The organism is Vibrio sp. 661, from assembly GCF_033339315.1.
Taxonomy (GTDB): domain Bacteria; phylum Pseudomonadota; class Gammaproteobacteria; order Enterobacterales; family Vibrionaceae; genus Vibrio; species Vibrio alginolyticus.
Genome location: NZ_JAWOUJ010000002.1, coordinates 612,740 through 635,344 on the forward strand (window position 1 = coordinate 612,740; position 22,605 = coordinate 635,344).

17 protein-coding genes are annotated in these 22,605 nt (G+C 45.2%); 11 read left to right on the plus strand and 6 right to left on the minus strand.

Annotated features, from left to right (window positions below; genetic code table 11):
• Positions 1 to 162: 162 nt before the first annotated feature.
• Positions 163 to 2,232 (plus strand): DNA helicase IV, encoded by a 2,070-nt coding sequence (helD, locus tag R7P69_RS06840; RefSeq protein ID WP_238952699.1) that lies wholly within the window; start codon positions 163 to 165, stop codon positions 2,230 to 2,232.
• A 77-nt stretch (positions 2,233 to 2,309) separates the two neighbouring features.
• On the opposite strand, the gene R7P69_RS06845 is transcribed toward helD, so the two are convergent.
• On the minus strand, positions 2,310 to 2,765 hold the full coding sequence (locus R7P69_RS06845) for a methylglyoxal synthase (protein ID WP_005376571.1): 456 nt from the start codon (positions 2,763 to 2,765) through the stop codon (positions 2,310 to 2,312).
• Between the two features lie 64 nt (positions 2,766 to 2,829).
• Positions 2,830 to 3,879, minus strand: coding sequence for a TMAO reductase system periplasmic protein TorT (torT, locus tag R7P69_RS06850; RefSeq protein WP_225452561.1), 1,050 nt, complete (start codon positions 3,877 to 3,879; stop codon positions 2,830 to 2,832).
• A 43-nt stretch (positions 3,880 to 3,922) separates the two neighbouring features.
• Here torT and torS point away from each other — a divergent pair, with 43 nt between their 5' ends.
• Positions 3,923 to 6,886 (plus strand): TMAO reductase system sensor histidine kinase/response regulator TorS, encoded by a 2,964-nt coding sequence (torS, locus tag R7P69_RS06855; protein WP_238952698.1) that lies wholly within the window; start codon positions 3,923 to 3,925, stop codon positions 6,884 to 6,886.
• A 50-nt stretch (positions 6,887 to 6,936) separates the two neighbouring features.
• On the opposite strand, the gene R7P69_RS06860 is transcribed toward torS, so the two are convergent.
• The 3 genes from R7P69_RS06860 to R7P69_RS06870 all read right to left on the minus strand — a co-directional run bounded on the left by R7P69_RS06860 (position 6,937) and on the right by R7P69_RS06870 (position 9,968).
• On the minus strand, positions 6,937 to 7,128 hold the full coding sequence (locus R7P69_RS06860; protein WP_005376565.1) for a hypothetical protein: 192 nt from the start codon (positions 7,126 to 7,128) through the stop codon (positions 6,937 to 6,939).
• Positions 7,129 to 7,146: 18 nt separating this feature from the next.
• Complete coding sequence (locus R7P69_RS06865; RefSeq protein WP_238952697.1) at positions 7,147 to 9,501, minus strand: fatty acid cis/trans isomerase; 2,355 nt, start codon at positions 9,499 to 9,501, stop codon at positions 7,147 to 7,149.
• 80 nt (positions 9,502 to 9,581) lie between these two features.
• A complete protein-coding gene (locus R7P69_RS06870; protein WP_017635365.1) occupies positions 9,582 to 9,968 on the minus strand; it encodes a winged helix-turn-helix domain-containing protein in 387 nt (128 codons plus the stop codon).
• 306 nt (positions 9,969 to 10,274) lie between these two features.
• On the opposite strand from R7P69_RS06870, the gene R7P69_RS06875 reads away from it, so the two are divergent.
• The gene (locus tag R7P69_RS06875) at positions 10,275 to 11,822 is read left to right on the plus strand and encodes an arylsulfatase (protein ID WP_005376560.1); all 1,548 of its coding nucleotides are present in this window, start codon (positions 10,275 to 10,277) and stop codon (positions 11,820 to 11,822) included.
• Between the two features lie 135 nt (positions 11,823 to 11,957).
• Here the strand turns inward: R7P69_RS06875 and R7P69_RS06880 are convergent, their stop codons facing one another.
• Entirely contained in the window at positions 11,958 to 12,815 is an 858-nt protein-coding gene (locus R7P69_RS06880) for a LysR family transcriptional regulator (protein ID WP_238952696.1), read from the minus strand.
• Positions 12,816 to 12,956: 141 nt separating this feature from the next.
• On the opposite strand from R7P69_RS06880, the gene R7P69_RS06885 reads away from it, so the two are divergent.
• The 8 genes from R7P69_RS06885 to R7P69_RS06920 all read left to right on the plus strand — a co-directional run bounded on the left by R7P69_RS06885 (position 12,957) and on the right by R7P69_RS06920 (position 22,598).
• On the plus strand, positions 12,957 to 14,483 hold the full coding sequence (locus tag R7P69_RS06885) for an arylsulfatase (protein WP_318121535.1): 1,527 nt from the start codon (positions 12,957 to 12,959) through the stop codon (positions 14,481 to 14,483).
• Between the two features lie 106 nt (positions 14,484 to 14,589).
• Positions 14,590 to 15,891 carry an anaerobic sulfatase maturase gene (locus tag R7P69_RS06890; RefSeq protein ID WP_033906479.1) on the plus strand — a complete coding sequence of 434 codons (1,302 nt, stop codon included), beginning with the start codon at positions 14,590 to 14,592 and terminating at the stop codon, positions 15,889 to 15,891.
• A gap of 85 nt (positions 15,892 to 15,976) precedes the next feature.
• On the plus strand, positions 15,977 to 16,960 hold the full coding sequence (locus R7P69_RS06895) for an AAA family ATPase (protein WP_005376549.1): 984 nt from the start codon (positions 15,977 to 15,979) through the stop codon (positions 16,958 to 16,960).
• Positions 16,961 to 16,972: 12 nt separating this feature from the next.
• Positions 16,973 to 17,935: a DUF58 domain-containing protein gene (locus R7P69_RS06900; RefSeq protein WP_238952695.1), complete on the plus strand. Its 963-nt coding sequence runs from the start codon at positions 16,973 to 16,975 to the stop codon at positions 17,933 to 17,935.
• Positions 17,936 to 18,514, plus strand: a complete 579-nt coding sequence (locus R7P69_RS06905) for a DUF4381 domain-containing protein (protein WP_238952694.1) — start codon at positions 17,936 to 17,938, stop codon at positions 18,512 to 18,514.
• The gene (locus R7P69_RS06910) at positions 18,507 to 19,577 is read left to right on the plus strand and encodes a VWA domain-containing protein (protein WP_318121537.1); all 1,071 of its coding nucleotides are present in this window, start codon (positions 18,507 to 18,509) and stop codon (positions 19,575 to 19,577) included. Before R7P69_RS06905 ends, R7P69_RS06910 begins: the two co-directional genes overlap by 8 nt.
• Positions 19,570 to 21,300, plus strand: a complete 1,731-nt coding sequence (locus R7P69_RS06915; protein WP_238952693.1) for a VWA domain-containing protein — start codon at positions 19,570 to 19,572, stop codon at positions 21,298 to 21,300. Before R7P69_RS06910 ends, R7P69_RS06915 begins: the two co-directional genes overlap by 8 nt.
• Positions 21,297 to 22,598: a BatD family protein gene (locus R7P69_RS06920; protein ID WP_238952692.1), complete on the plus strand. Its 1,302-nt coding sequence runs from the start codon at positions 21,297 to 21,299 to the stop codon at positions 22,596 to 22,598. The genes R7P69_RS06915 and R7P69_RS06920 overlap by 4 nt, the downstream gene beginning before the upstream one ends.
• The last annotated feature ends 7 nt before the right edge of the window (positions 22,599 to 22,605 follow it).

A 22,605-nucleotide genomic window follows, 5' to 3' on the forward strand; every position in this document is an offset into this window, starting at 1 on the left:
GCCAGCTTCAAATAACCTCAGCTTTAGGTTATTAAATCGACAGTAATGTGAATTTTATTAAAGAATAGAAGAAGAAGCTTACTTAGGTGCTCGCCGTTGCTACAATTTAGCACCTTAAAATGATATAAATCGACAACTTCTAAACTAAAAGGCGCACGTTTCATGCAGCTTACTGCCACTAGCAAAGCACAGTTTTTTATTCAAAATGAGTACCATCACGTCGAAATAAAAGAGAACAGTGTTTTATTAAGCTCTATAGGCAGTGAAGAACATATTCCTTTTACGATCTGGAATGGCAAAGTTAGCGTAAAGCGTGGGTTATTATGGAGCTCTTTACAGTTTTTTGCTCATGAACACGAAGGCAAACAACAAAGCTGGCTAGTCCAAGGTTTACCGTGGCCACAATGCCGAAAGTTCGCGCTTGAGGCCGTTCGTCAATATCAAGAGTGGCACAACACTCAGTGCCGAAAACTGGCTGAGTATCTACCTAAGTGGGAAGAAGAGCTTTACAAACTAAAGCACTTGCCTGCTTACTTATCGCATTCTCAAGTGGTCTCCTGGGTTGAAAGCCTTAACCAAGAGTTAAGCGAGATGAAAACCACCCTAGAAGAAGCCAAAATGCGAATGCCGAATCGTATGTCGCAAATAGAGCCTTGGCTCATTGATACCTCTGAGGCGCTTGGTGAGCGTAATCGCGATTGGCTAGAAGCAGAACGTCCAAATTGGGAAGTGCTGTTTAATCAAATTGAATCCTCTCCTTTGAATTTATCCCAGCAATATGCGGTATTGCTCAACGACGACCACAACTTAGTTCTTGCTGGTGCCGGCTCGGGCAAAACCAGCGTTTTAGCCGCACGAGTTGCCTATTTGTTGCAAAGCCATCAGGCTCAAGCAGAAGAGCTTCTCATGTTAGCGTTCGGTCGTGATGCGGCGACTGAAATGAAAGAACGCTTAGTAGATAAAGTGGGCATGGCGGCAGACGGTGTGCGCGTCAACACATTCCATCAGTTGGGTTTGTATATTCTTAAACAAGTCGAAGAGCAACCTGTCGAAATTAGTCCTTTAGCGTTGGACGAAAATCAACGAACAGCATGGTGTGTAGACTGGTTGAAAAAACATTGGATGACACCCACTAACTTTAAACGTTGGCAAAAACATTTAGACAAATGGCCGATTGCGTACCTAAAAGGGGATGATGAGTTAGGAAGCCATTCAGAAAATCCAAAACTGATCGCTTGGCTAGATTCGCAGCTGTCTCATTTAGCGGCGGTAGGGTTGACCAAAAAGCAAGTACAAGAAAAGCTCGTAAACCACCAAGACTATACGCGTTTAAATAGTGAACTCGCCTTATGCTGGCCATGTTTTACAGCGTGGCAAAAAATGCTTAAAGAAAGCAACCAAGTGGATTTCCCAACCATGATCAGTCGTGCGACAGATTATGTGAATAAAGGGAAGTTTGTCTCGCCATGGCGCTTTATTATGGTCGATGAGTATCAAGATATCTCTCCAGATCGTCTGGCATTGATTGAAGCACTGTGTGAATCCACTCAGAAACAAGCAGGTGCCACGTTATTTGCTGTTGGCGACGATTGGCAAGCGATCTATCAGTTTGCAGGAGCGGATGTCGATCTTATCACTGGCTTTAAAGAACGCTTTGCTCACTCTACCGTTCATCACTTAGATACAACTTATCGTTTCAACAATCAGATTGGTGATGTAGCGAATACATTCGTGCAGCAAAACCCATCGCAGTTGCCGAAAACACTAAACAGCCACAAACAACGCAAGCAGAAGAGCGTACATACAGCGCCGAGCAATCAAGTGGAAAAGATCTTGGACCACTTGAATCAACAAGCCAAGCAAACCAAGTCAGTTTTATTGCTAGGACGTAACCATTATCATAAGCCCGATTTGTTCGACGATTGGTTGCGACGTTTCCCTAATCTCGATATTCGCTTTATGACTTGCCATGCGAGTAAAGGACGCGAAGCTGACTTTGTGATTATTCTTTCTGTGGATGAGGGGCAATTCCCCGCTAAGAAGAAGCAAATTCACATTGATGGTGCGTTGACGGAATCCAAAGACAAATTCCCTTACGCAGAAGAGCGCAGGCTATTTTACGTGGCGATTACACGTGCGAAAGAGAAGGTTTGGATCACGCATACTGGCGCGGGATCTGCATTCGTTCAAGAGCTCGTTAATGGTGATTATCCCATCGTGACTTCCCGTTAAATGCAACGTTTAGAATGTTAAAAACAGCAAAGGCGATACTTGGTATCGCCTTTGCTTTATTTGGTTGGCATCAAAGCTTACATGCGCTCAGCAAGATAGGCTTCGTAATCCGGAACTTCGATGTCTACTTCTTGCTCAAGAAGAGGGGAGTTAAACAGGAACTTAGCGGTGGCTCGGTTCGTTGCTACAGGAATATTCCAAACACTAGCAATACGAAGAAGCGCTTTAACATCTGGGTCGTGAGGTACGGCATTCAGTGGATCCCAAAAGAAAACGAGAACGTCGATTTTGCCTTCTGAAATGAGAGCGCCTAGTTGTTGATCACCGCCCATCGGACCACTGATCATGCTCTTGATCGCAAGTCCAGTTTCTTTACTCAGCATGTGTCCTGTCGTGCCAGTTGCGTAAAGGAAGTGACTCTGTAGCTTTTCTTTGTTTTCTTTTACCCAGCGAAGTAGCTCAGGTTTGCAGTTGTCGTGAGCGACCAAAGCCACATGTTTATGGGTTGGCATGGTACGAATGGTTTTTTGCATCAAGATGTTTCCGTTTATATGATTTTAAAATTGTTGTGACTCAATAGAACACGTTTTTGGTCTTTCAATCAACAGCCTTAACACGGAATGTCGGCCTATATTCTGACGGAGATAACGATTCTTCGATCGTGTCGTCATGAAGCGTCTTCGGAGTCAGTGGTTTGATGGTTGGTGAGGCATGTTTGTCATAAGCTTCACCCCTTAAGTAATGCGTTGCTTGCATCACGGAAAGCCGACCTTGCTGCACCATTTTATCTGTTGGTGCGAAGAGCACTTTGTTACGTAACAGGCCTCGATATACACCATGACTTAAGTACACAGAAACTAAACCGATCTCCTCAGCTTTGCCGGCACTGCGCAGCTCACTGATGGCCGCTTCAATCGCCACTGCACTGCCAACAATGTAATCTATATTTCCCGTATCGATCACACGTTGAACTAGGTTACGTTGTAACTCCTTGTCGTTGTCTGCCCAAAATGAGTCAACAATGTTGATATCACTTCCTTGTATCGCTTCATAAAATCCGGCAGTAACGGGTTTCGTACCACCACGAGTTCGCGGCCCCAAAAGTAAGGCAATGTTGGTCTTTCCTGACCCCTTTGGATGACGAGCTGCCAAATATTGACCCGCTTCGTATCCCATCCAATGCCAGTCAACACCGACAGTCCCTTTTAGCAACTCACTTTGTTCTTCATCCAAGTCGAGTTGGTTCACAGTAGCAAAAACGGGAGTATTCCCTACCCAATTTTTAAGTGAATGCTCGTAAGCCTGTGGGTCCACGGTCCCAAGGATAACTGCATCTGCTCCCCATTGGTTACACAGTGCGAGTTGTTGTTCTTGACGGGTTTTGTTTGGGTAGCCGCCCGCTTCAAGAACTCGTAGCTCGACACCTTCTCTTTTCGCTTCGGACACCATTCCATAGTTTACTGACAACCAGTATGAATCCTTTAGGTGAGGGTATATTGCACATATTTTCTCTGCGGCAACCGCTGGCAAAGAAGCAACGAGGGTTAAAGTGGCTGCAGAATGTTTGAAAAATGTGCGAAATGCGTGTTGATTTTTAACCATGAAATGAAGTTCGTTGGCATAGATTAAGTAAACACTGCAAAATATAACGTAATATGTCGCTGAACACGAACATTAAGGTCATGAAAATATGCTGCTAGCAACTGCAAGCATCGGTCGTAAACTTTTGTTGTCTTTCATTGCGATGGCAATACTGGTCATGTTATCGGCACTTATTGGTGTGTCTGGATTTTCTTTGGTTGCCAAAACCGAAAGAAATGTCGTGGATTCTGCGATTCCCGCCATGATTGAGGCGAGGCAAGTCTCTGAGTTGAGTACTCGTATTATTTCGTCTGTACAAATGTTGTCGAACGCAAGAAACGAGCAGGAAAGAAAGGAGTCAGGGCGAGTGCTGTTCGAACAGCTCGAGTCTTTACTCACTCACATCAAGGAGCTCGGGAGTGAGTCGTTCGATTCTCAATTGTTAGAAGCTTTAGAGAATAACGTCCAGAACGTTATCGACAATTTGGCAGAACTCGGTGTTTCGGTTGAAAAAAAGCTGTGGCTTGCAAAAGAGATAGATACTCGTGTTGAAGAAATGCGTCTGCTCAGTGAAGAGCTAGAACAACTAACTCGTACGCAAGTTCAGAATACAAGCACCATTGCTGTTGCTAACGTCACGCATATTTATGACTTATTAGAATCGAATAAAAAATCGCAAGTTTATCAGGCGCTAGATGCACTGGTGGAGGTCGATCTTGATCTGACTGAGCGATTGCATGAACTGCACTTGTTGGCCTTTAAAATGTTGAATCAGATTGAAGAGGCTCGGACATTAACGAATATTGAGCGAATTCAACAGGTTCAAAGTGATTTCGATAGCAACCTCAAAATTATGCAACGCCGTGTACTCGCTGTGGAAGATCCTACGCGCTCTAAGCAAATGAGCCAACTGCTCATAGAGCTTGGTAAGCGTCAGGTCGTATTTTCTATACTGATGCAGCAATACGAGAATAACGAACAGTCACAACAACTGATGCAAAAGACATTAGAGTTGTTCTCAGAGCTGAATGGCACGGTCAACAAATTGGTTGATGATTCAAACAAAACCACTACCGTCGCTGTAGACCAATTGACCAGCACACTGAAATTCGCTCAGTGGTCTTTAACCGTTATTTCAATTGTTGGTTTGATTGTATTGGTGCTGATTTTATGGCGTGTGGTGTACCTTTCTGTTGTGAAGCGGTTAGCTGAATATTCCGCTGCGTTGCTGTCTGTGGCGCAGGGTAACTTAGCGGTTGAGTTGGAAGTGAAAGGCAAAGATGAGTTGGCGCATATGGGGCAGGCCATCATCACGGCTCGTAATACCGCGCAAGCACTAAAAGTGGTAGCAGAGGGTGAAGCTCAAGCCAAGCGAGAGCTTGAGGAGCATAAAGAGCATTTAGAAGAGCTCGTTGAGCAGCGCACTTCGCAGTTAAAACAAGCAAACCGCCGTTTGAATGAAGAGGTTTTGAATCACGCTAAAGCTCGCAAGCAAGCAGAGCAAGCGAGCCGAGCAAAATCGGCATTCTTGGCGACGATGAGCCATGAGATAAGAACGCCAATGAACGGAGTGTTGGGGACAGCACGCTTGTTGATTGACTCAGGCCTCAACCCAATTCAAAAGCGTTATGCGGAAATCATTAATCGTAGTGGTAAAACGTTGCTCGCGATCCTTAATGATGTACTGGATTACTCCAAGATTGAAGCGGGGCATTTAGAAATTCGTCACATGGGCTTTGATTTACACCAAATGGTGGAGGACACTTTCCAGTTAATGAACAGTCGAGCACAAGAGAAGAAGCTACTGTTCTCCTACCATATTGAAAGTGATGTTAGTCGCTACTGGAAAGGGGATGTCACCAGAATCAGTCAGGTGCTGAACAATCTTGTTGGTAACGCGATTAAGTTCACTGACGAAGGAGAAATTGATATCTACGTTAGCCTGAACCCTGAGGACGAGTCGCAAGTCCTGTTTGAAGTATCAGACACTGGAATAGGAATTGCCAAAAAATATCAGAGAACGTTGTTTGATGCCTTCACGCAAGCTGAAGGTGGGATGAGCCAAACTGGAGGTACGGGGCTTGGACTTGCCATCAGTAAGCGAATCATTGAAGCGATGGGCGGTGTTTTAGAAGTCGATTCCGAAGAGGGAAATGGTAGCCGATTCTGGTTCTCTATTCCGTTAGAGGAAAGCGAACCTGTTGAAACAGGAACCGTGGCAACCGCACGTTGCAAAGTGAAAGCAAAGGTCTTGCTAGTAGAAGATAATGAAGTCAACCGAGTGGTCGCGGAAGGCTTTCTAGAAAGCATGGGGCATCAAGTCGTGATGGCAGAAAACGGCTCACAAGCAGAGCAACTGATCAGCACACAAGATTTTGATATCGCTTTGGTCGACATCAACCTCCCTGATTGTGATGGAACTGAGTTGATCCAACGCTTAAAGCGGATTGAGTGTAATAAGCCGGCCAATAAAGCGCTTGCCGTCACGCCAATGATTGCAGTGTCTGCACACGTTTTTGCGGAAGAAGTTGAGCGCTATCTAGCCGCTGGTTTTGACGGATACTTGCCTAAGCCATTAGCAAAAGAGGCACTCGCGGCATTGATTCAGGATGCGCTAGACGGAAAGCCGTTGTTGTTGCCACAAAATGCCGACTGTACCCCGTTTGATCAAATTTCACCTCAAGAACAAGAGCTACAATCAAAGGTCGTTCAAGCACCTAAAATAAAGGAACCCGATGTGGTTATCATTAATCCGAGCGTGATTGAGTCCGATATGAAAATATTGGGCAGAGATAAGATGTTGCACATTATTAATCTGTTTAGAGCCACCAGCACCGATGTATTAAGCAAGCTGCAAGCGTCTGCTGAGGACAATGATAGTAAAGAAGTAAAGAACCTTGTCCATAAATTAAAGGGCAGTGCAGGAAGTTTAGGACTAACTGCGCTAATGAACGCTTGCCAAGCAATTGAAGCCGCGCCTCAACCTCTAGATACCTATAATGCGACTAAAGATGATTTAGTTTCTCAAGTGTCTGCATCAATTCAAGCTCTGGATGAGTTAATGGCGAAGTAATCCATCGAGCATTGAAAATAAAAAAACCTCCGGCTTTCCGGAGGTTTTTTCTATTCGGTCATGTCATCTTCCCACTCGAATCGAGTGTCTAGGGCATAAGGGTCATCATCAAAAGGATGTTCCACTTTGCCACGCAAGTATTCGAGTTGATGCTCAAGCATATTGACCGTTTCGTAGTCTCCCTCAGAACAAGCAACGTAAATCTGTTGTTCAAGAGCGGCAATGTTATCTCGGATACCCATGAGAACCCCCTTAAATCATCATCGATTCTCAAAACGATTATAGTCAAGTAATCCAAATTCGATCGGTTGTTTTGTACGGTACCAACTGTGTAAACGATCGCTAAATGACCAGAATTTTTCTGAGCTTCTACGAATCGCAAAATTATCCAATAACTTAACGTAATCGGACTCGTTTTGGATGGCACTAAATTGATCGACAAAATCTTTTACTTGGTTTTCGTTGATCGAGAAAAATGCTGCAGGATAGCTTCCCACAACGCCGCGTACAATGGTCATGTCATCGTTAGCAAAGTCACGGTTACTTTCTTCATCAAACAAGCTAGAGATGTTTGTGTGTGCATTGTTGTGAAGTAAGGTGAACAGTTCATCTTCCCCTGATTGACTTCTCACCATAAGCATAGTGATTTGCGGAACGGTTTTTAGGCCTTCACCACGAACGTGGTCAATACGTTTTAGTTGCTTTTCACTACTCGCAGAAAGAGCCGTGTCTTGAATTTCGTAGCGAGGCAGAAGCACATCTGAAACATGTTCGCTCAACAACTCCACCAACTCCGTTTTTGGAGCGTCACTCTTATACTGAACGCTGGTTGGTTGGTTAAACGGCTTCACATTTCGTTGTAAAAAGTCACTCAACTGCGGGCTTTGATCTTTATACCAGCTAGATTGCAGTTCATGGCGCATATCGGCGGGTAACAACGAGATAAAGTTACTTTCGCCTTCTAGACGCAAGAAATCCATAAACATTCGTGTCATGAGCTGATGGCCGAAGTTACCGTAAACGTCAAACCCAGCAACAAGCAAATAGTGGATACGCTCTAGTAACGCGTAGTCAAGAATCCACACTGTTTTAGGCTGCTCACCAACTAACCCTTGAACAACAGAAGCACTATCAAAATGGCGGAATATCGTTAATGCCGCATTATGGTTGGTGCCATTACCGTCCCAAATTACATCGGTGGATAGGTTTTCACCTTCTTTAAACCAGTTATTAGTGAACTCAGATTTAGCCTCTAGGTAGCGAGCTTGCTGGCGCGCGTACTTGACCCAGTTGGTAACAGGTAGCGTGTTACTTTCTTGTTCTGCCGGTAGTTTTAGATTATCAGCCTGAGATCGGTAAAACTCATTTACTTCTGGGATGTCTGCTTTATCTGGATCAAGGAAAAACACCCAAAAGCGATCATTGATAACATTCAATGCCAGTTGGCCACGACAAACTGGGCCTTTGATGTATGCCATTATTGTATTTTGTGCATTATCTAGCATGAACTTAAAGCGCGACTTCACTGGAAGGTCGATGAATGATGTCATCGGGTTTGCAGCAACTTCTGGTTCATAACTCGGTAGCTGACTAACCATGTAATCAGCATCAATAAACCAAGTTTTCCAGTTCTCTATGCGTTGCTTGTTTAACGCGAATGGCATGTGAGTTTTATCTACGATGGTCCCTTGCTCTGGAATAATTCGATAAAACACACGTTCAACCCCTGGATCATCGTACGGGCGACGCGTTGAAATACGTTTGACGGGCTGTCCTGGTGGTGTAGCAGAGCGGACGAGCGTGAAGAATCGGGGATCTTCATCGAGTTCCGAAAAGTAGAGATGAGATAAAAACAAATGCTCATATATATACCTAGCCATCAGCTGATTTTTCAAATCAGAGTGGTTAAGTAATGCTTCGTACTTATCTATTTGCGCTTGCTCTTTCTCACTAACAGGTCGGTGAACGTTCATTATTGCGCCGTTTTCCAACCAAGTCATGAGTGTGTGGTATTCACTGTTTGATAGGTTTGGCATACCAAAAGGCATTCCCCAGGTCGGGTTATCCTTTTCGTATTGCTCGTATTCTTCAATCGTTGGACAGGTTTGCTCTCGGTCTATCGAAAAGTCAAAGCCTTCTAACTGGACTTGGTCAGGCAATGGGTGGCGCTCTTTTTGTTGTAGCAAACGTGCGATAAGGCCTGCATCAATGTTGGCTGCCATGCTTTGATCACGTTCGTTGAGAACCGGATGAAAACCCGCATCGCGCCACTCTTGGGTTGTTTCTGCATCTTCGAATAAGCGTGTTGGTGCTGCGGCTGTGAGTCTTGTTCCTTCATATACCAGTGCTTTACTCGCACCACGGTCAATGCCCTCAACAGAAGAGAGCTTAAGTTGACATGGTGCATCGTAGCACGCGTGGCAGACGACACAGCGGTTATCCATAATGGGTTTAACTTCGCTTTGGAAGAAGTTTGCTTGAGGGGTTTCCACGTCAACTGTGCGTTCACGCACGAGCTGTGGACCAAACAGTTGGTCATAGTTAAGACCAGCATAGGTTGCACAGCCGGCAAACAAAGTAGCAATGCAAAGTGTAAAAATTAAGCGCAAATTCATTGAGTTATTTTACGTGATTCGAATTTGCATTAATTAAAGCAAAATAAGCGGTCAATTACCAAAAGTTGGGCCAATTAGCGTTAATTTTTCTGTTGATTGTCTGAGCGCTTGAAAATGTAACCCTGGCGGTGGACTGTCTGAATTCTGTCTGTTGGAACGCCTTCGTGAACTAGACGCTTTCTCATTCTGCTCATGTGCATATCGAGTGCTCGATCATGTTCAGTAAATTCACGTTTTAGTACTGTTTCGTAAAGAAAATGCTTACTTAGTACTTGATCTTGATGGTGAGTGAGAGTTTGCAGCAGCTTAAATTGAATGCTTGTTAACTGAACAGATTTCTTGTTTGGCAAGTAATTGAGTACCACAGAGTGAGTGCGCTTATCTAGTAATAGCTCCTCATCATTATGGTGAACGCCGTTGTGTTGGCATTGGTAAGTTTTTCCATTTGAAACCTTGGAGTCAAGCACACGGGTACCTTAATTATTAATAGTAGTAAAACGTATTATCATTAATATTTATATAAAAGCAATCAGGTACTTTATGGGCACTGTGATATGCGTAGACAATCTTAATATTTGAGATTAACAGTAGTGATGAATGGTGCGATGGCGCTCTGAACTAAAGTGCTATTGGAGTGCGTATTAGCTACAAATAACGGTGTAATGTTAGGCGAAGATAGAAAGAATTCTCATTTAGTAAATTCGCTTATCCGCTATTTGTGAACTATACATTCTGTTGCAGGAAGCACTTTTCTAATACACACAGAGGTTTATATGACAGCGAAATATGGCGTTAAACGCCGATTAGCGATTCTTGCCGCCGCTTTAATCGGTGCGACAAGTAGCAGTATCGCAGCAGAGAAACCAAATATTCTCGTCATTTGGGGTGATGATATTGGCCAGTCCAATCTCAGTGCTTACACGTTTGGCTTGATGGGGTACAAAACACCAAATATAGACAGTATCGCCAAAGAAGGCATGATGTTCACTGACTATTACGGTGAGCAATCTTGTACAGCGGGCCGTTCTACTTTCATTACGGGCCAAACCGTTCTTAGAACAGGTTTGAGTAAAGTGGGGCTTCCAGGTGCTGATCTTGGCTTGAAGGAAGAGGACGCAACCATTGCCGAAATGCTGAAGCCGATGGGCTATATGACAGGGCAATTTGGTAAAAACCACTTAGGTGATAAAGATGAGCACCTTCCTACTAATCACGGCTTCGATGAATTTTTTGGCAACCTTTATCACTTGAACGCCGAGGAGGAGCCAGAAAACGTCGATTATCCTAAAGATCCTGAGTTTCGTAAAAAGTTCGGTCCGCGCGGCGTTATCCGTTCGTACGCTGATGGCAAAATTGAGGATACAGGACCTCTAACCCGCAAGCGCATGGAAACCGTGGATGAAGAGACGTTAGATGCGGCACTCGACTTTATGGATCGTGCAGTCAAGGCTGAAAAACCTTTCTTTGTCTGGTGGAACGCAACTCGTATGCACTTCCGTACTCATGTGAAAGAAGAGAACTCTGGAAAAACAGGCATCAGCGAGTATGCAGATGGTATGGTCGAGCATGATAATCATGTAGGTCAGCTGCTGAAAAAAGTGGATGATTTGGGTATTAAAGACAACACAATCGTCTTTTACTCCACCGATAATGGCCCACACATGAACTCGTGGCCAGATGCAGGCACAACGCCATTCCGTGGAGAGAAAAATACCAACTGGGAAGGTGCGTACCGAGTTCCTGCGATGGTACGTTGGCCGGGTAAAATTAAAGCTGGCTCTGTTTCGAATGATATCATGCATCACATGGACTGGATGCCAACGTTCGTTGCTGCCGCGGGTGATGACAATATCAAAGAGAAATTGCTCAAAGGTTATAGTGCGAATGGTAAGAAATTCAAAGTTCACCTAGACGGCTATAACTTCCTACCATATTTGACTGGTAAAGAGGATAAGGCCCCACGTGAAGAAATTTTTTACTTCTCAGATGATGGAGACTTAACTGCACTTCGTTATAACAAATGGAAGCTGGTCTTTATGGAGCAACGAGCAAAAGGCACGTTGCGTATTTGGGCTGAACCATTCACCACACTTCGTGTTCCTAAGATCTTCAACTTGCGTATGGATCCTTACGAAGTGGCTGATATCACTTCTAACACTTACTATGATTGGATGCTAGACCGTGCTTACATGCTTGTTCCTGCGCAAGCTTACGTTGGCAGATTCCTTGAAACGTTTAAAGAGTTCCCACCAAGGCAAAAAGCAGCAAGCTTCTCGCTCGATCAAGTGATGGAGAAACTAAAAGAGAACCCAAATAAGTAAGAAAAGCTAAGTGAAGTTCCACATCTAGAAAGAGGCTCATTAACGTGAGCCTCTTTTTTTATCTGTAAAATTCTATCTATTAAGGTTTGTAGAAAGCTTGATGACGAAAACGCCTAACGCTTCAATTGACAAGATTTATAAACAAATTGGTTCGTAGTGGGCTGCCGTTAAGTTGGCTTTGATTTTTTCACGTAGAGCGATGTGGGTTGGGTTGTTTACCTCTCGCTTATGGTAGACGAACTTGTAAGGGATAGAGCGTATCGAAATGGGGCAGGGCAAAATTTGAAGTTTGAGCGCTTTGCTCCACTTGTTTGCAAAAGATTGAGACACGATCCCTAAACTGTCTCTTTGGGCGACATACAGCGCCATGCCCGCTAGCGAAGATGTGATCAAGTCGACTTTTCTTTCTTGAATTGTTTCCTTTGCTAGTTGCTCGAACCCCGACATGTTGTTCCATTTTCCTGAAAATAAACAGTGAGTTTCCTCATAAAATTGCTCTTTTGTGAGCGTGCCGTGTACACGGGGATGGTTCTCACGACAGATAACCACGGCTTCTTCCTCATAGGCATCTTCAATAATAAACGCTGCATCTTTCGTGATCACCGTATCGATTACTAGATCGACTTTTTGTTGTCTTAACAGCTCAAATAATAGGAATTTTTCGGGTGGTGATTCATAAAAAATAGTGTTCTTTATCGGGTCCATAATGTGCAACAAAATTTCCGAACAACACACTTCAAAATGATTTTTATCAGATATCGCATTGTCAATAATATTAACCGCTTGCTGGAATTGCGGCAGTAATTGATAAGCGGTGGAGGTTAGTGCGATACCTCGCCCTTTTTTAACGAATAATTGCTTATCGACGACTTGCTCTAAACGCTTTATTGCAGCGCTCACAGCAGGTTGTGTAAGCCCTAATTGTTCCGCGGCTTTTGTATAAGATTGAAACTCCGCAACAACAAGAAAAGTTTGGATCAAATTCAAGTCCATAACGTCACTCATAAATTTAATTTATAGGTTAACTAATTTTGACTGCATTTATCGCCTGAAATTAGTGCTTTATCTTATATCAACAATGGTATTGAAAAGCGAATACCATTTTTTACGCACTAGCGAACTCTTGGAGATAATATGAAAAATGCGACCAAAACGAGCAGTAAAAAACTCGTACTTAACGCATGTACGTTAGCTTTGGGCGCTGCATCTGCAGTTGCACATGCAGCGGACAAACCCAACATTCTTGTCATCTTTGGTGATGATGTTGGTTACTGGAACCTTAGTACCTATAACCAAGGCATGATGGCGTACAACACGCCAAACATCGATAGCATTGCTAAAGAAGGTGCGAAGTTCACTAACTTCTACGCACAGCAAAGCTCGACAGCAGGCCGTTCTGCATTCATCACTGGTCAAATGCCAAAACGTACAGGTCTATCAAAAGTGGGCTTACCAGGCGCTCCGGAAGGTATCTCGGAAAAAGATCCGACGATTGCAACCGTGCTTAAACAAATGGGTTACGCAACCGGACAATTTGGTAAGAACCATTTAGGTGACCGAGACGAGCATCTTCCTACCAACCACGGTTTTGATGAATTCTTCGGCAACCTATACCACTTGAACGCAGAAGAAGAGCCAGAGAACGTGGATTACCCTAAAGATCCGGAGTTCAAGAAGAAATTTGGTCCTCGTGGCGTTATCCATTCTTACGCTGACGGTAAAATCGAAGATACCGGTCCACTTACGCGTAAGCGTATGGAAAATGTTGATGGTGAGTTTCTTGATGCCGCAGAAAGCTTCATAGAAAAACAAGTAAAAGCGGACAAGCCGTTCTTTACTTGGTTTAACACCACTCGCATGCACAACTTCACACATGTTCCAGAAGAATACCAAGGTAAAACAGGTGCCGGTTTCTACGCGGATGGTGTTAAGCAGCACGATGACCAAATCGGTCAGCTACTTAACAAGATCAAAGAGTTAGGTGTGGATGACAATACAATCATTGTTTACACCACTGACAACGGCCCTATGGTTGATTTGTGGCCGGATGCTGGGATGACACCGTTCCGCTCAGAGAAAAACACTGGCTGGGAAGGGAGTTTCCGTGTGCCAATGTTGATTAAATGGCCTGGAAAAATTGAGGCAGGTAAAACATTCAACGGCATGATGTCATTAGAGGACTTTTTCCCGACACTAGTTGCTGCGGCAGGTGATACCAAAGTTAAAGACGAATTACTAAAAGGCAAAAAAGTTGGCGATGTGGACTACAAAGTTCACCTAGACGGTTACAACCAATTGCCATACTTAACGGGTAAGTCAGACAAATCCGCACGAAATGAGTTCGTTTACTGGAGCGACGACGGCGATCTTGTGGCATTGCGCCAAGGAAAGTACAAGTTCCACTTTATGATTCAAGAGAATGAAACGGGTATGGATGTATGGCGTAAGCCGTTCACTAAACTTCGTGTGCCACTGATCTTTGACTTGAGCATTGATCCATTTGAACGAGGCGATCAAGGCATGGGTTATTCTCGTTGGATGTACGAGCGTTCATTCTTAATGATGCCAGCAATGGATACAGTGAAAGAGGTGATGGGTACATTCAAAGAATTCCCGCCTCGTATGGAAGTAGGTTCGTTCGTACCTAAGTCTTCTAAGTAAATTAAGATTATATAGCGCTTTTTGGAGCGCTATATACCCAAATAGCTTCACTTTTGCTGTACAGCGCTCACGAGGTTATTTGGGTATATGTAATAGTGAGAAACGTATGAGTAAGATTTCCCCTCGCCATTCTACTACTATGCCTATTGTTCCTCTTAAAACGGCGTCTAAAGCGCCGGTTTTGGGCGCGTATGACCGTCGATTCCATGTGATGGCAAAGCCAGGCGGAGCAAAGTGCAACATCGATTGTCAGTACTGCTTTTATCTGCATAAAGAAAATCTACTGCACCAAGAAAAGCAGCCAAAAATGGACGACGCAACACTGGAAGCGTTCGTGAAAAGCTATATCGAAAGTCAGGATGGCGAAGAAATTGTATTCTCATGGCAGGGCGGGGAGCCGACGCTGCTTGGGTTGGACTATTTCCGCAATGTCGTAGCTTTGCAAAAGAAATATCAGCCGAAAGGCGTTCGCATTGAAAACGACCTTCAGACCAACGGCATTTTGCTAAACGATGAGTGGTGTGCGTTTTTAAAAGAGCACAACTTCCTAGTTGGCTTGTCGATTGATGGACCACGAGAGCTGCACGACAAATATCGCAAAACCCGCAGCGGTAAGCCAACGTTTGATCTCGTGATGAAAGCGGTAGATAAGCTCAAAGCGCATGGCGTGAAATTCAACGCGTTGGTCACGGTGAATCGTCACAATGCGAAATACCCGCTCGAAGTATATCGATTTTTAACCCAAGAATTGGGTGTGACTTATATTCAGTTTGCGCCGGTGGTAGAAGCCAACAACTTCCAAACAACCGCGCCGCAGTTTTGGAACGAACAGATGATCCCAACCAAAGGCAGTGATCTGGCTAAACCGGGGCATCCAATGTCGATTGTAACGGATTGGTCAGTCGATCCTGAAGACTGGGGACGCTTTTTAATGGCGACCTTTGAAGAGTGGGTGAATAACGATCTTGGCCGTGTGCTGGTTAATCTGTTTGAAACCGCGGTGGCGCAAGTAATGGGGAAACCGTCTCAGCTTTGCGTGACGGCGGAGTTTTGTGGCAAAGGGTTGGCGATTGAGCACAATGGCGACGTGTTCAGTTGCGACCACTATGTGTATCCAGAATACAAACTCGCCAACATTCATGAACACTCACTGAATGAAATGGCCTTCTCTACAAGACAATATACTTTTGGCATGGCAAAACGCGATTCATTGCCGACGTATTGTAAGCAATGCCCTTACTTGCCTTATTGTTGGGGTGAGTGCCCAAAAAACCGTTTGATCAAAACGCCGAATGGTGAGAGTGGTCTAAACTATTTGTGTTCGGGAATCAAAATGTTCTTTGATTATGCGTTACCGATGTTGGTTGGTCTTGCACAACTTCTCCAATCTCAAGAACCGCAAAGATAACATAGTGAATATAACCTTAAGTTATTTCATTTGTTCTTATACTTAAATATCGAAAAGACGGCTTAAACCATTGAAAAGGTATCCTATGAACCACGCACAACAAGCGATAAAAGAACTCATCGAACAAACAGAAAAAAGCGTCATTGGACAAAGCCACGTGGTTCGAGCTTTAGTCATCGGGTTATTAACAAATGGGCATATTCTGCTAGAAGGTTTACCGGGAACGGCAAAAACACGTTCCGTAAAATCGTTGGCGAACTTGTTAAACACCAGTTTTGGTCGAATCCAGTTTACGCCGGATCTTTTACCATCTGACGTGACGGGTACTGAGGTTTATCAAGAGCTGGATGGTAAGCCGCAACTCCACTTTCAACCTGGGCCCATTTTTAACAGCATTGTACTTGCTGATGAGGTCAACCGTGCACCTGCCAAAGTACAAGCGGCACTGCTTGAAGCCATGGCCGAAGGCACAATCACGGTAGGCGATAAAACTCACGTATTGCCGGACTTATTTATGGTGCTTGCAACGCAAAACCCAGTAGAGCAAGAGGGCACGTACCCACTGCCAGAAGCGCAAATGGACCGCTTTATCATGAAGGTTACCGTCGATTATCCAGAAGATGACGCCGAACGTGACATCATTCGTTTGGTGCGCAGTGAAGAATTGGGTGCGGAAACCAGCAGCGAAATTATTACGCCAAAACACATTGAGCCAGACGTGGTGCTAGAAGCGCGCCGTCAGTTACCAAACATCGTGGTATCGGACCTAGTGGAAAACTACATCGTTGCGTTAGTGATGGCGACTCGTAAGCCAGAGCGTTATGCCGATTCAAACTTAGCAAAATGGATTGAGATTGGCTCTAGTCCTCGTGCTTCCATCGCACTCGACAAATGCGCTCGTGCGTATGCGTGGATGCAAGGACGTGACCATGTGACTCCTGACGATGTGCGTGCCATGGTTCCGTCTGTATTGGGCCACCGTTTTTCTTTGACCTACGACGCACTAGCAGACGGAGTCGATCACCAACGAGTCGTACAAGAGCTGCTAGATTGTGTAGAAATTGGGTAAGTGGGAGGCATTATGGCTAAGCCAACTCTTGCGCCAAAATCACAGGGGATGGATCCCCGCTTGTACTGCGATTACGCTCGTTTAGTACGTCTGCAAGCACAAGCAGGATCATTCAGTTTACTTCCTCACCTAAAGGCGGGTAGCGTACTCTCTGGCCGACACAATTCGTTGTTTCGCGGTCGTGGATTGAACTTCGAAGAGCTGCGCCATTACCAATTGGGTGACGATATTCGTAACCTTGATTGGAAAGTTACGATGCGTACGGGTAAGCCGCATGTACGCAGTTATACAGAAGAAAAAGATCGCAACGTAATCGTGTGTGTCGACCAGAGAAGCACAATGTTTTTTGCTTCGACGCAAGTAATGAAATCAGTTGTCGCGGCAGAGATCGCAGCGATGTGTGGGTGGCGAGTATTAAAAGATGGCGACCGAGTCGGTTTTGTCATCGCATCCCAGCAGGCGTTGTTTCACAGCAAGGCACAGCGTTCGCAAAACGATATTCTGGCGCAACTTAAACGTCTCGCTAAAGCCAATCAATCGCTCAATGTGGACTCCCGCAATTCCGAAAAAGTAACGTTCAGTCAATGGATTGAGCTTATTAAACGCATGAAGCTCAAGCAATCCACTTTGATTTTTATCAGCGACTGGAGCGACTGCGAGGAGCACCATCTTGATCACCTTAAACAGCTGCAACAGCACAATGATGTTCTCGCAGTGATGGTTAGTGACCCATTAGAACAAACGTTACCAGACGATTTGGCAAAATCGAAATGGGTGGTTGGTGATGGGCAGTATCAACTCAACTTAGACAGCAAAGCAAAGGTAGAAGTTGCGAGCGCAAAGCTTGAGGCTCGAACTAGCTTACAGCGTCAATCACTCTCTCAACTTATGGCGATGAAACACCTTCCGCACATCGAACTCGATACGACAGGTGAGCACATTAAACAATTCCAAAAACTGGTAGGAGGGCGTTAAATGAGTGATCTTCCTACGCCTCCGAGTACCTACATACTCAGAGAGCTGCATGATGTGGCTGTACCACCCAGCGTGAGTTGGTACCCGCAAACTATTGGCTGGAAAATTTTAGCGGCGGTTGTGCTCATTGCATTGGTATATTTCGCATATCGATTGGCTCGGCAATGGTGGCATAATCGTTACCGAAAAGAAGCTCTAATGGCGATTTCGCAAATCAAATCGAGCGACAAAGACATGCCTAAAGCATTGTTCTCGGTGCTTAAAGTAGTGCTGATTCATATTGATAGCCGCAACGCGAAATTGTTTGATACCGCCTTTCTGCGCAAGCTCGATGCGCTGTATCCGCAAACCGAAGATTCTCAAGCAAACTCGCTTGTGGTCTTTAACGATGAGCTTTCAAAGCGCTGGCTACAAAGTATTGTCGACCCAAGCGTTACGCTAACCAACGAAGATCGTGTAACGCTAATTGCTCGTGCGAAAAACTGGGTGAGTGAACACCGTGGTGATGCTCAAAAAAGCGCGGCAAAGAAATCACCACGATTGAAACGCAAAGCACATCAGGGAGGTCAACATGAATGATCTTCTTGCATCGATAACCGGTTTGTCTGGTTTTGAATTTGCTCACCCAATGTGGTTTCTGGTTTTGCCCTTGCCGTTGGTGGTGTACTACTTGGTGCCTGCATATCGCACTAAGCAAATGGCGATCAAAGTGCCGTTTTTTAGTCAGCTGGTGGAAGCGATTGGCGAGACGCCATCAGAAGGTGCAAGCCAGTTGACCCCGAGTTGGTGGCAACGAGCAACGTTAATTCTCTCATGGCTTTTGGTGGTGTGTGCGATGGCAAAACCCACCGTGTTAGGCGAGCCTCAAGTTCGCGAAAGTTTAGGTCGCGATGTGATGGTGGTGGTGGATCTTTCGGGTTCCATGGCCGAGCCAGATTTCACCTCACGTACAGGCGAAAAAATTTCTCGTCTTGATGCGGCAAAAGAAGTGCTGTCGGAGTTTGTTCAGTCTCGTAAAGGTGACCGATTAGGCTTGGTGCTTTTTGGTGATGCTGCTTTCGTGCAAACGCCATTTACCGCAGACCAAAAAGTGTGGCTCGAACTGCTTAACCAAACCGATGTGGCAATGGCAGGGCAGAGTACCCATCTTGGTGATGCGATTGGCTTAGCGATTAAAGTTTTTGAGCAAAGCGATAAGTCGCGTAGTGCTTTAGAACAAGACCAAAACCGTGAAAAAGTCGCGATTGTATTAACCGATGGTAACGACACGGGTAGTTTTGTTGAACCGATTGATGCGGCGAAAGTTGCGAAAGCCAAAGGCGTGAGAGTACACGTCATTGCGATGGGCGATCCGGAAACGATAGGTGAAACCGCGTTGGATATGGACACGATTCATCGCATTGCGAAAGAATCCGGCGGTGAAGCGTTTGAAGCACTCAACCGTGATGAACTATCGGCTGCCTACGACGAAATTGGCAAACTGGAACCTCAACTTTACGAAAGCACTACATACCGCCCAAAACAAATCCTTCATCATTACTTGATGGCGTTAGTGGTCATCATGCATTTGCTCGCGTTCAGCGTCGCAACACTCAAAAGAAGGGCTGTTACACGATCATCATTAGGAGAGAGCGATGTTTGATTCTCTTAGTTGGACGCAATTCTTTACGCAGTTTCATTTTATTCGACCACAGTGGTTACTGGCTTTGGTCCCCATGTTTTTCTTGGTGTGGTTACGCTGGCGAGAAGAAAGCAAGCCAAGCTGGAAGGATATTCTGCCCGAACATTTACGCAATGCTTTGACGATAGGTGAGCGAGGCTGGCGTAAGCAACTGCCGCTTAAGCTCTTGATGCTGATTGTGTTCATCGCCATTGTGATTTGTGCAGGCCCAACGTGGCAACGTGAATCTTCCCCCTTTGGCGAAGATAAAGCCTCTATGCTTGTGGTGCTTGATAACAGTGACTCGATGCTGCAAAAAGATCTCCCACCAAGCCGCCTTGAGCGTTCCAAACAGAAAATACGCGATTTGCTAGCCGCGCGAAAAGGCGGAAAAACGGGTTTAGTCGTGTTCGCGGGCAGTGCTCATGTCGCGATGCCTATAACTCAAGACAGCAAAGTATTTGACCCGTTTTTGGCGGCCATTACGCCAGAAATTATGCCCGTGCAAGGTAAGCTTGCCGAAAAAGCATTGCCGTTAATTGACCAACAATTGCAAGGTCAACCAGGCTCCACTGTTCTGTTGGTGAGTGATGGCGTTAATCCAGCCACGATTGAGCAATACCAAGCGTATTTCTCGGGCAAACCTTATCAACTGTTAATTCTTGCGGCAGGGAATGCTGACATTGTGAGTAACAACCCAATGGATTTGGATTCTCTACAAAAACTGGCTAGTCAGACTAACGGTCGATTGGTGGAAGTGACCGTCGATAATAGTGATATCGAGCAACTGAATCGATACGTTGAGCGCAATATGCAGCTTAATGGCGAATCTTCAATGCCTTGGAAAGACATGGGGTATCAACTTCTGTTCCCAATCGCGCTGATCATGATGCTGTGGTTTAGAAAAGGGTGGTTAGTGCAGTGGTGCGTGATTGTAATGGTGAGCGGCACGTTATTGATGCCAACAAGTGCATTGGCCGAGAACATTTCAGTTAAAGCCGAGCAACCACAAGTTGTGCAAAAAGTGACGGCTTTCGACAAGGTGACGCAATGGTGGTGGGATTTGTGGCTAACGCCAGATCAACAAGGACAGCGTTTGTTCAACCAACAAGCGTATTTAGAAGCCGCGAAACACTTTGTCGATCCATTACGCAAAGGGACGGCGTACTACTACGCTAGCGAGTTTGAACTCGCCCACAGTGCGTTTTTGGAAATGCAAAACGACCCGTCCGAAGAGGTTCGAGATTACGGTCTTTATAATGCGGCGAGTGCATTGGCGCGTCAGCGTGAATATTTGGCTGCACGTGACTTGTTAAAATCCCTAGCCAACAAGCCAACATTAAGCGAGAGGCTAAGACCGGATGTTGAGCATAACTTGAAAGTGATTGGTGGTATTGTAGAGGACATCAACCGGATGAGTGAGAGTCAGGCAGGAACAGAGCAAGAAGCATCAACCGAGCTAGGCGATAACCCTCAAACCGCAGAAGGGGCGGATGAAAAAACGTCAGCGGAGTTGATGATTAAAGAGACGTTAAGTGCAGACGACATCATAGGTAGCCAAGAATTAGCCGACAAATGGTTAAAGCGAGTCGAAGCGGATCCTAAATACTTCTTAAATGCGAAGTTTCAGATTCAATTGCGTTCAATAGAAACCGGAGAATCAACCTCTACTGCGAGCGAAAATACAGAGGAGGCGGTGCAATGATGAAAAGTCACCGTTTTACGCCCTTTGCTTTACCCTTGTGGGTAGTTATCTGTTTCGGTTTCCTCCTGAGCAGTAGTGTGTTAGCTCAAGATATTCGTGACGTTCAACGAGAGCATGGTGTAGAGTTACAAGCGTGGGTTGGTCAACAACCAACGGCTGGAGAGAAGCGTAAAACACCAAGCTTTAGCGTCAATGAGCAAGTTATTTTAACCATCGAAGTGGCAACGCCGCGTTGGTTTACGGGTGGTACGAGAATTGGCAATATTGAAATACCCAATGTTATCGCCAAACAGCGTAATCAACTAGCAACCAACTTTACTGAGCAAAAAGAGGGGCAAACTTGGTCGCGTCAACGCTGGGAAGTGACTTTGTATCCTCAAGCTTCTGGTGATTTTGTGATTCCACCTGTAGCAGTGGGCGTTCAGGTGTCTGCGCCGGACGGCGAGAAGGTATCAGGCACACTTTACACGCAGCCGATTAAGTTCAAAACCGTCTTGCCATCGGGCCTGCTGAGTGGTGAGACACCTTGGTTTTCTGCAACAGATGTAGAGGTAAAGCAAGAGTGGGATACCTCCACTGAGTCACTCAAAGTTGGGGATGCAATCACGCGTAAAATCACCATTTCGGCTCAAGATTCACTATCTGTATTGCTACCAGACTTGTTGAAAGGAGAATCAACAACCCGTTATCAAGCGTATCCTCAACCCCACCGTTTGACAGATACGCAAACACGTGGTGATTACCAGTCAACACGCACAGAAGAGAGCGTGTACGTGATTCAACAAGGTGGTGAATTAACCCTGCCGGATTATGAGTTCCGTTGGTGGAACAGTAAGACTCAGCAAGTGGAAATGGTGATGTTAGAGGGCAAAACTTTTGCCGCGAAGCACACGTTGAAGTCCTTCATCAGAACGTACTTTGAATGGATTGTTTCCACGCTTGTGTTGCTGGGTTTTGTGATTATTTCATTGGTAGCCATTAAACGTTACTACCGCAACAGACCGACACCAGCATGGCTGACGTTCCACCGTTTGTTAAAGGCTAAACGTTGGTCTGAAGCAAGGACCATATTGTACAAACAATTGCGTTTAAATACGGCCGAGCTAGAAATGACCAAAGCCGATACGAGTGAATCGTGGCAAAAAAGTGCGTCGCGAATGCAAAATGGTGAAAATAGCGCTCATTTACTGAAGTCGATGTGGCGCAAAATCCAGACCAAACAAAAACGCTTTAAATTCCGTATTCCGCGAGCGTTACCAGAACTGGACAAAGTCATTGGAAGAGATGGCAATGAATAAAACGGGG

Excerpts from the sequence above, each read along its gene's own strand:
- helD (WP_238952699.1), top strand. The coding sequence starts at position 163 with ATGCAGCTTACTGCCACTAGCAAAGCACAGTTTTTTATTCAAAATGAG.
- R7P69_RS06845 (WP_005376571.1), bottom strand. The coding sequence starts at position 2,765 with ATGCAAAAAACCATTCGTACCATGCCAACCCATAAACATGTGGCTTTG.
- torS (WP_238952698.1), top strand. The coding sequence starts at position 3,923 with ATGCTGCTAGCAACTGCAAGCATCGGTCGTAAACTTTTGTTGTCTTTC.
- R7P69_RS06860 (WP_005376565.1), bottom strand. The coding sequence starts at position 7,128 with ATGGGTATCCGAGATAACATTGCCGCTCTTGAACAACAGATTTACGTT.
- R7P69_RS06865 (WP_238952697.1), bottom strand. The coding sequence starts at position 9,501 with ATGAATTTGCGCTTAATTTTTACACTTTGCATTGCTACTTTGTTTGCC.
- R7P69_RS06875 (WP_005376560.1), top strand. The coding sequence starts at position 10,275 with ATGACAGCGAAATATGGCGTTAAACGCCGATTAGCGATTCTTGCCGCC.
- R7P69_RS06880 (WP_238952696.1), bottom strand. The coding sequence starts at position 12,815 with ATGGACTTGAATTTGATCCAAACTTTTCTTGTTGTTGCGGAGTTTCAA.
- R7P69_RS06885 (WP_318121535.1), top strand. The coding sequence starts at position 12,957 with ATGAAAAATGCGACCAAAACGAGCAGTAAAAAACTCGTACTTAACGCA.
- R7P69_RS06890 (WP_033906479.1), top strand. The coding sequence starts at position 14,590 with ATGAGTAAGATTTCCCCTCGCCATTCTACTACTATGCCTATTGTTCCT.
- R7P69_RS06895 (WP_005376549.1), top strand. The coding sequence starts at position 15,977 with ATGAACCACGCACAACAAGCGATAAAAGAACTCATCGAACAAACAGAA.
- R7P69_RS06900 (WP_238952695.1), top strand. The coding sequence starts at position 16,973 with ATGGCTAAGCCAACTCTTGCGCCAAAATCACAGGGGATGGATCCCCGC.
- R7P69_RS06905 (WP_238952694.1), top strand. The coding sequence starts at position 17,936 with ATGAGTGATCTTCCTACGCCTCCGAGTACCTACATACTCAGAGAGCTG.
- R7P69_RS06910 (WP_318121537.1), top strand. The coding sequence starts at position 18,507 with ATGAATGATCTTCTTGCATCGATAACCGGTTTGTCTGGTTTTGAATTT.
- R7P69_RS06915 (WP_238952693.1), top strand. The coding sequence starts at position 19,570 with ATGTTTGATTCTCTTAGTTGGACGCAATTCTTTACGCAGTTTCATTTT.
- R7P69_RS06920 (WP_238952692.1), top strand. The coding sequence starts at position 21,297 with ATGATGAAAAGTCACCGTTTTACGCCCTTTGCTTTACCCTTGTGGGTA.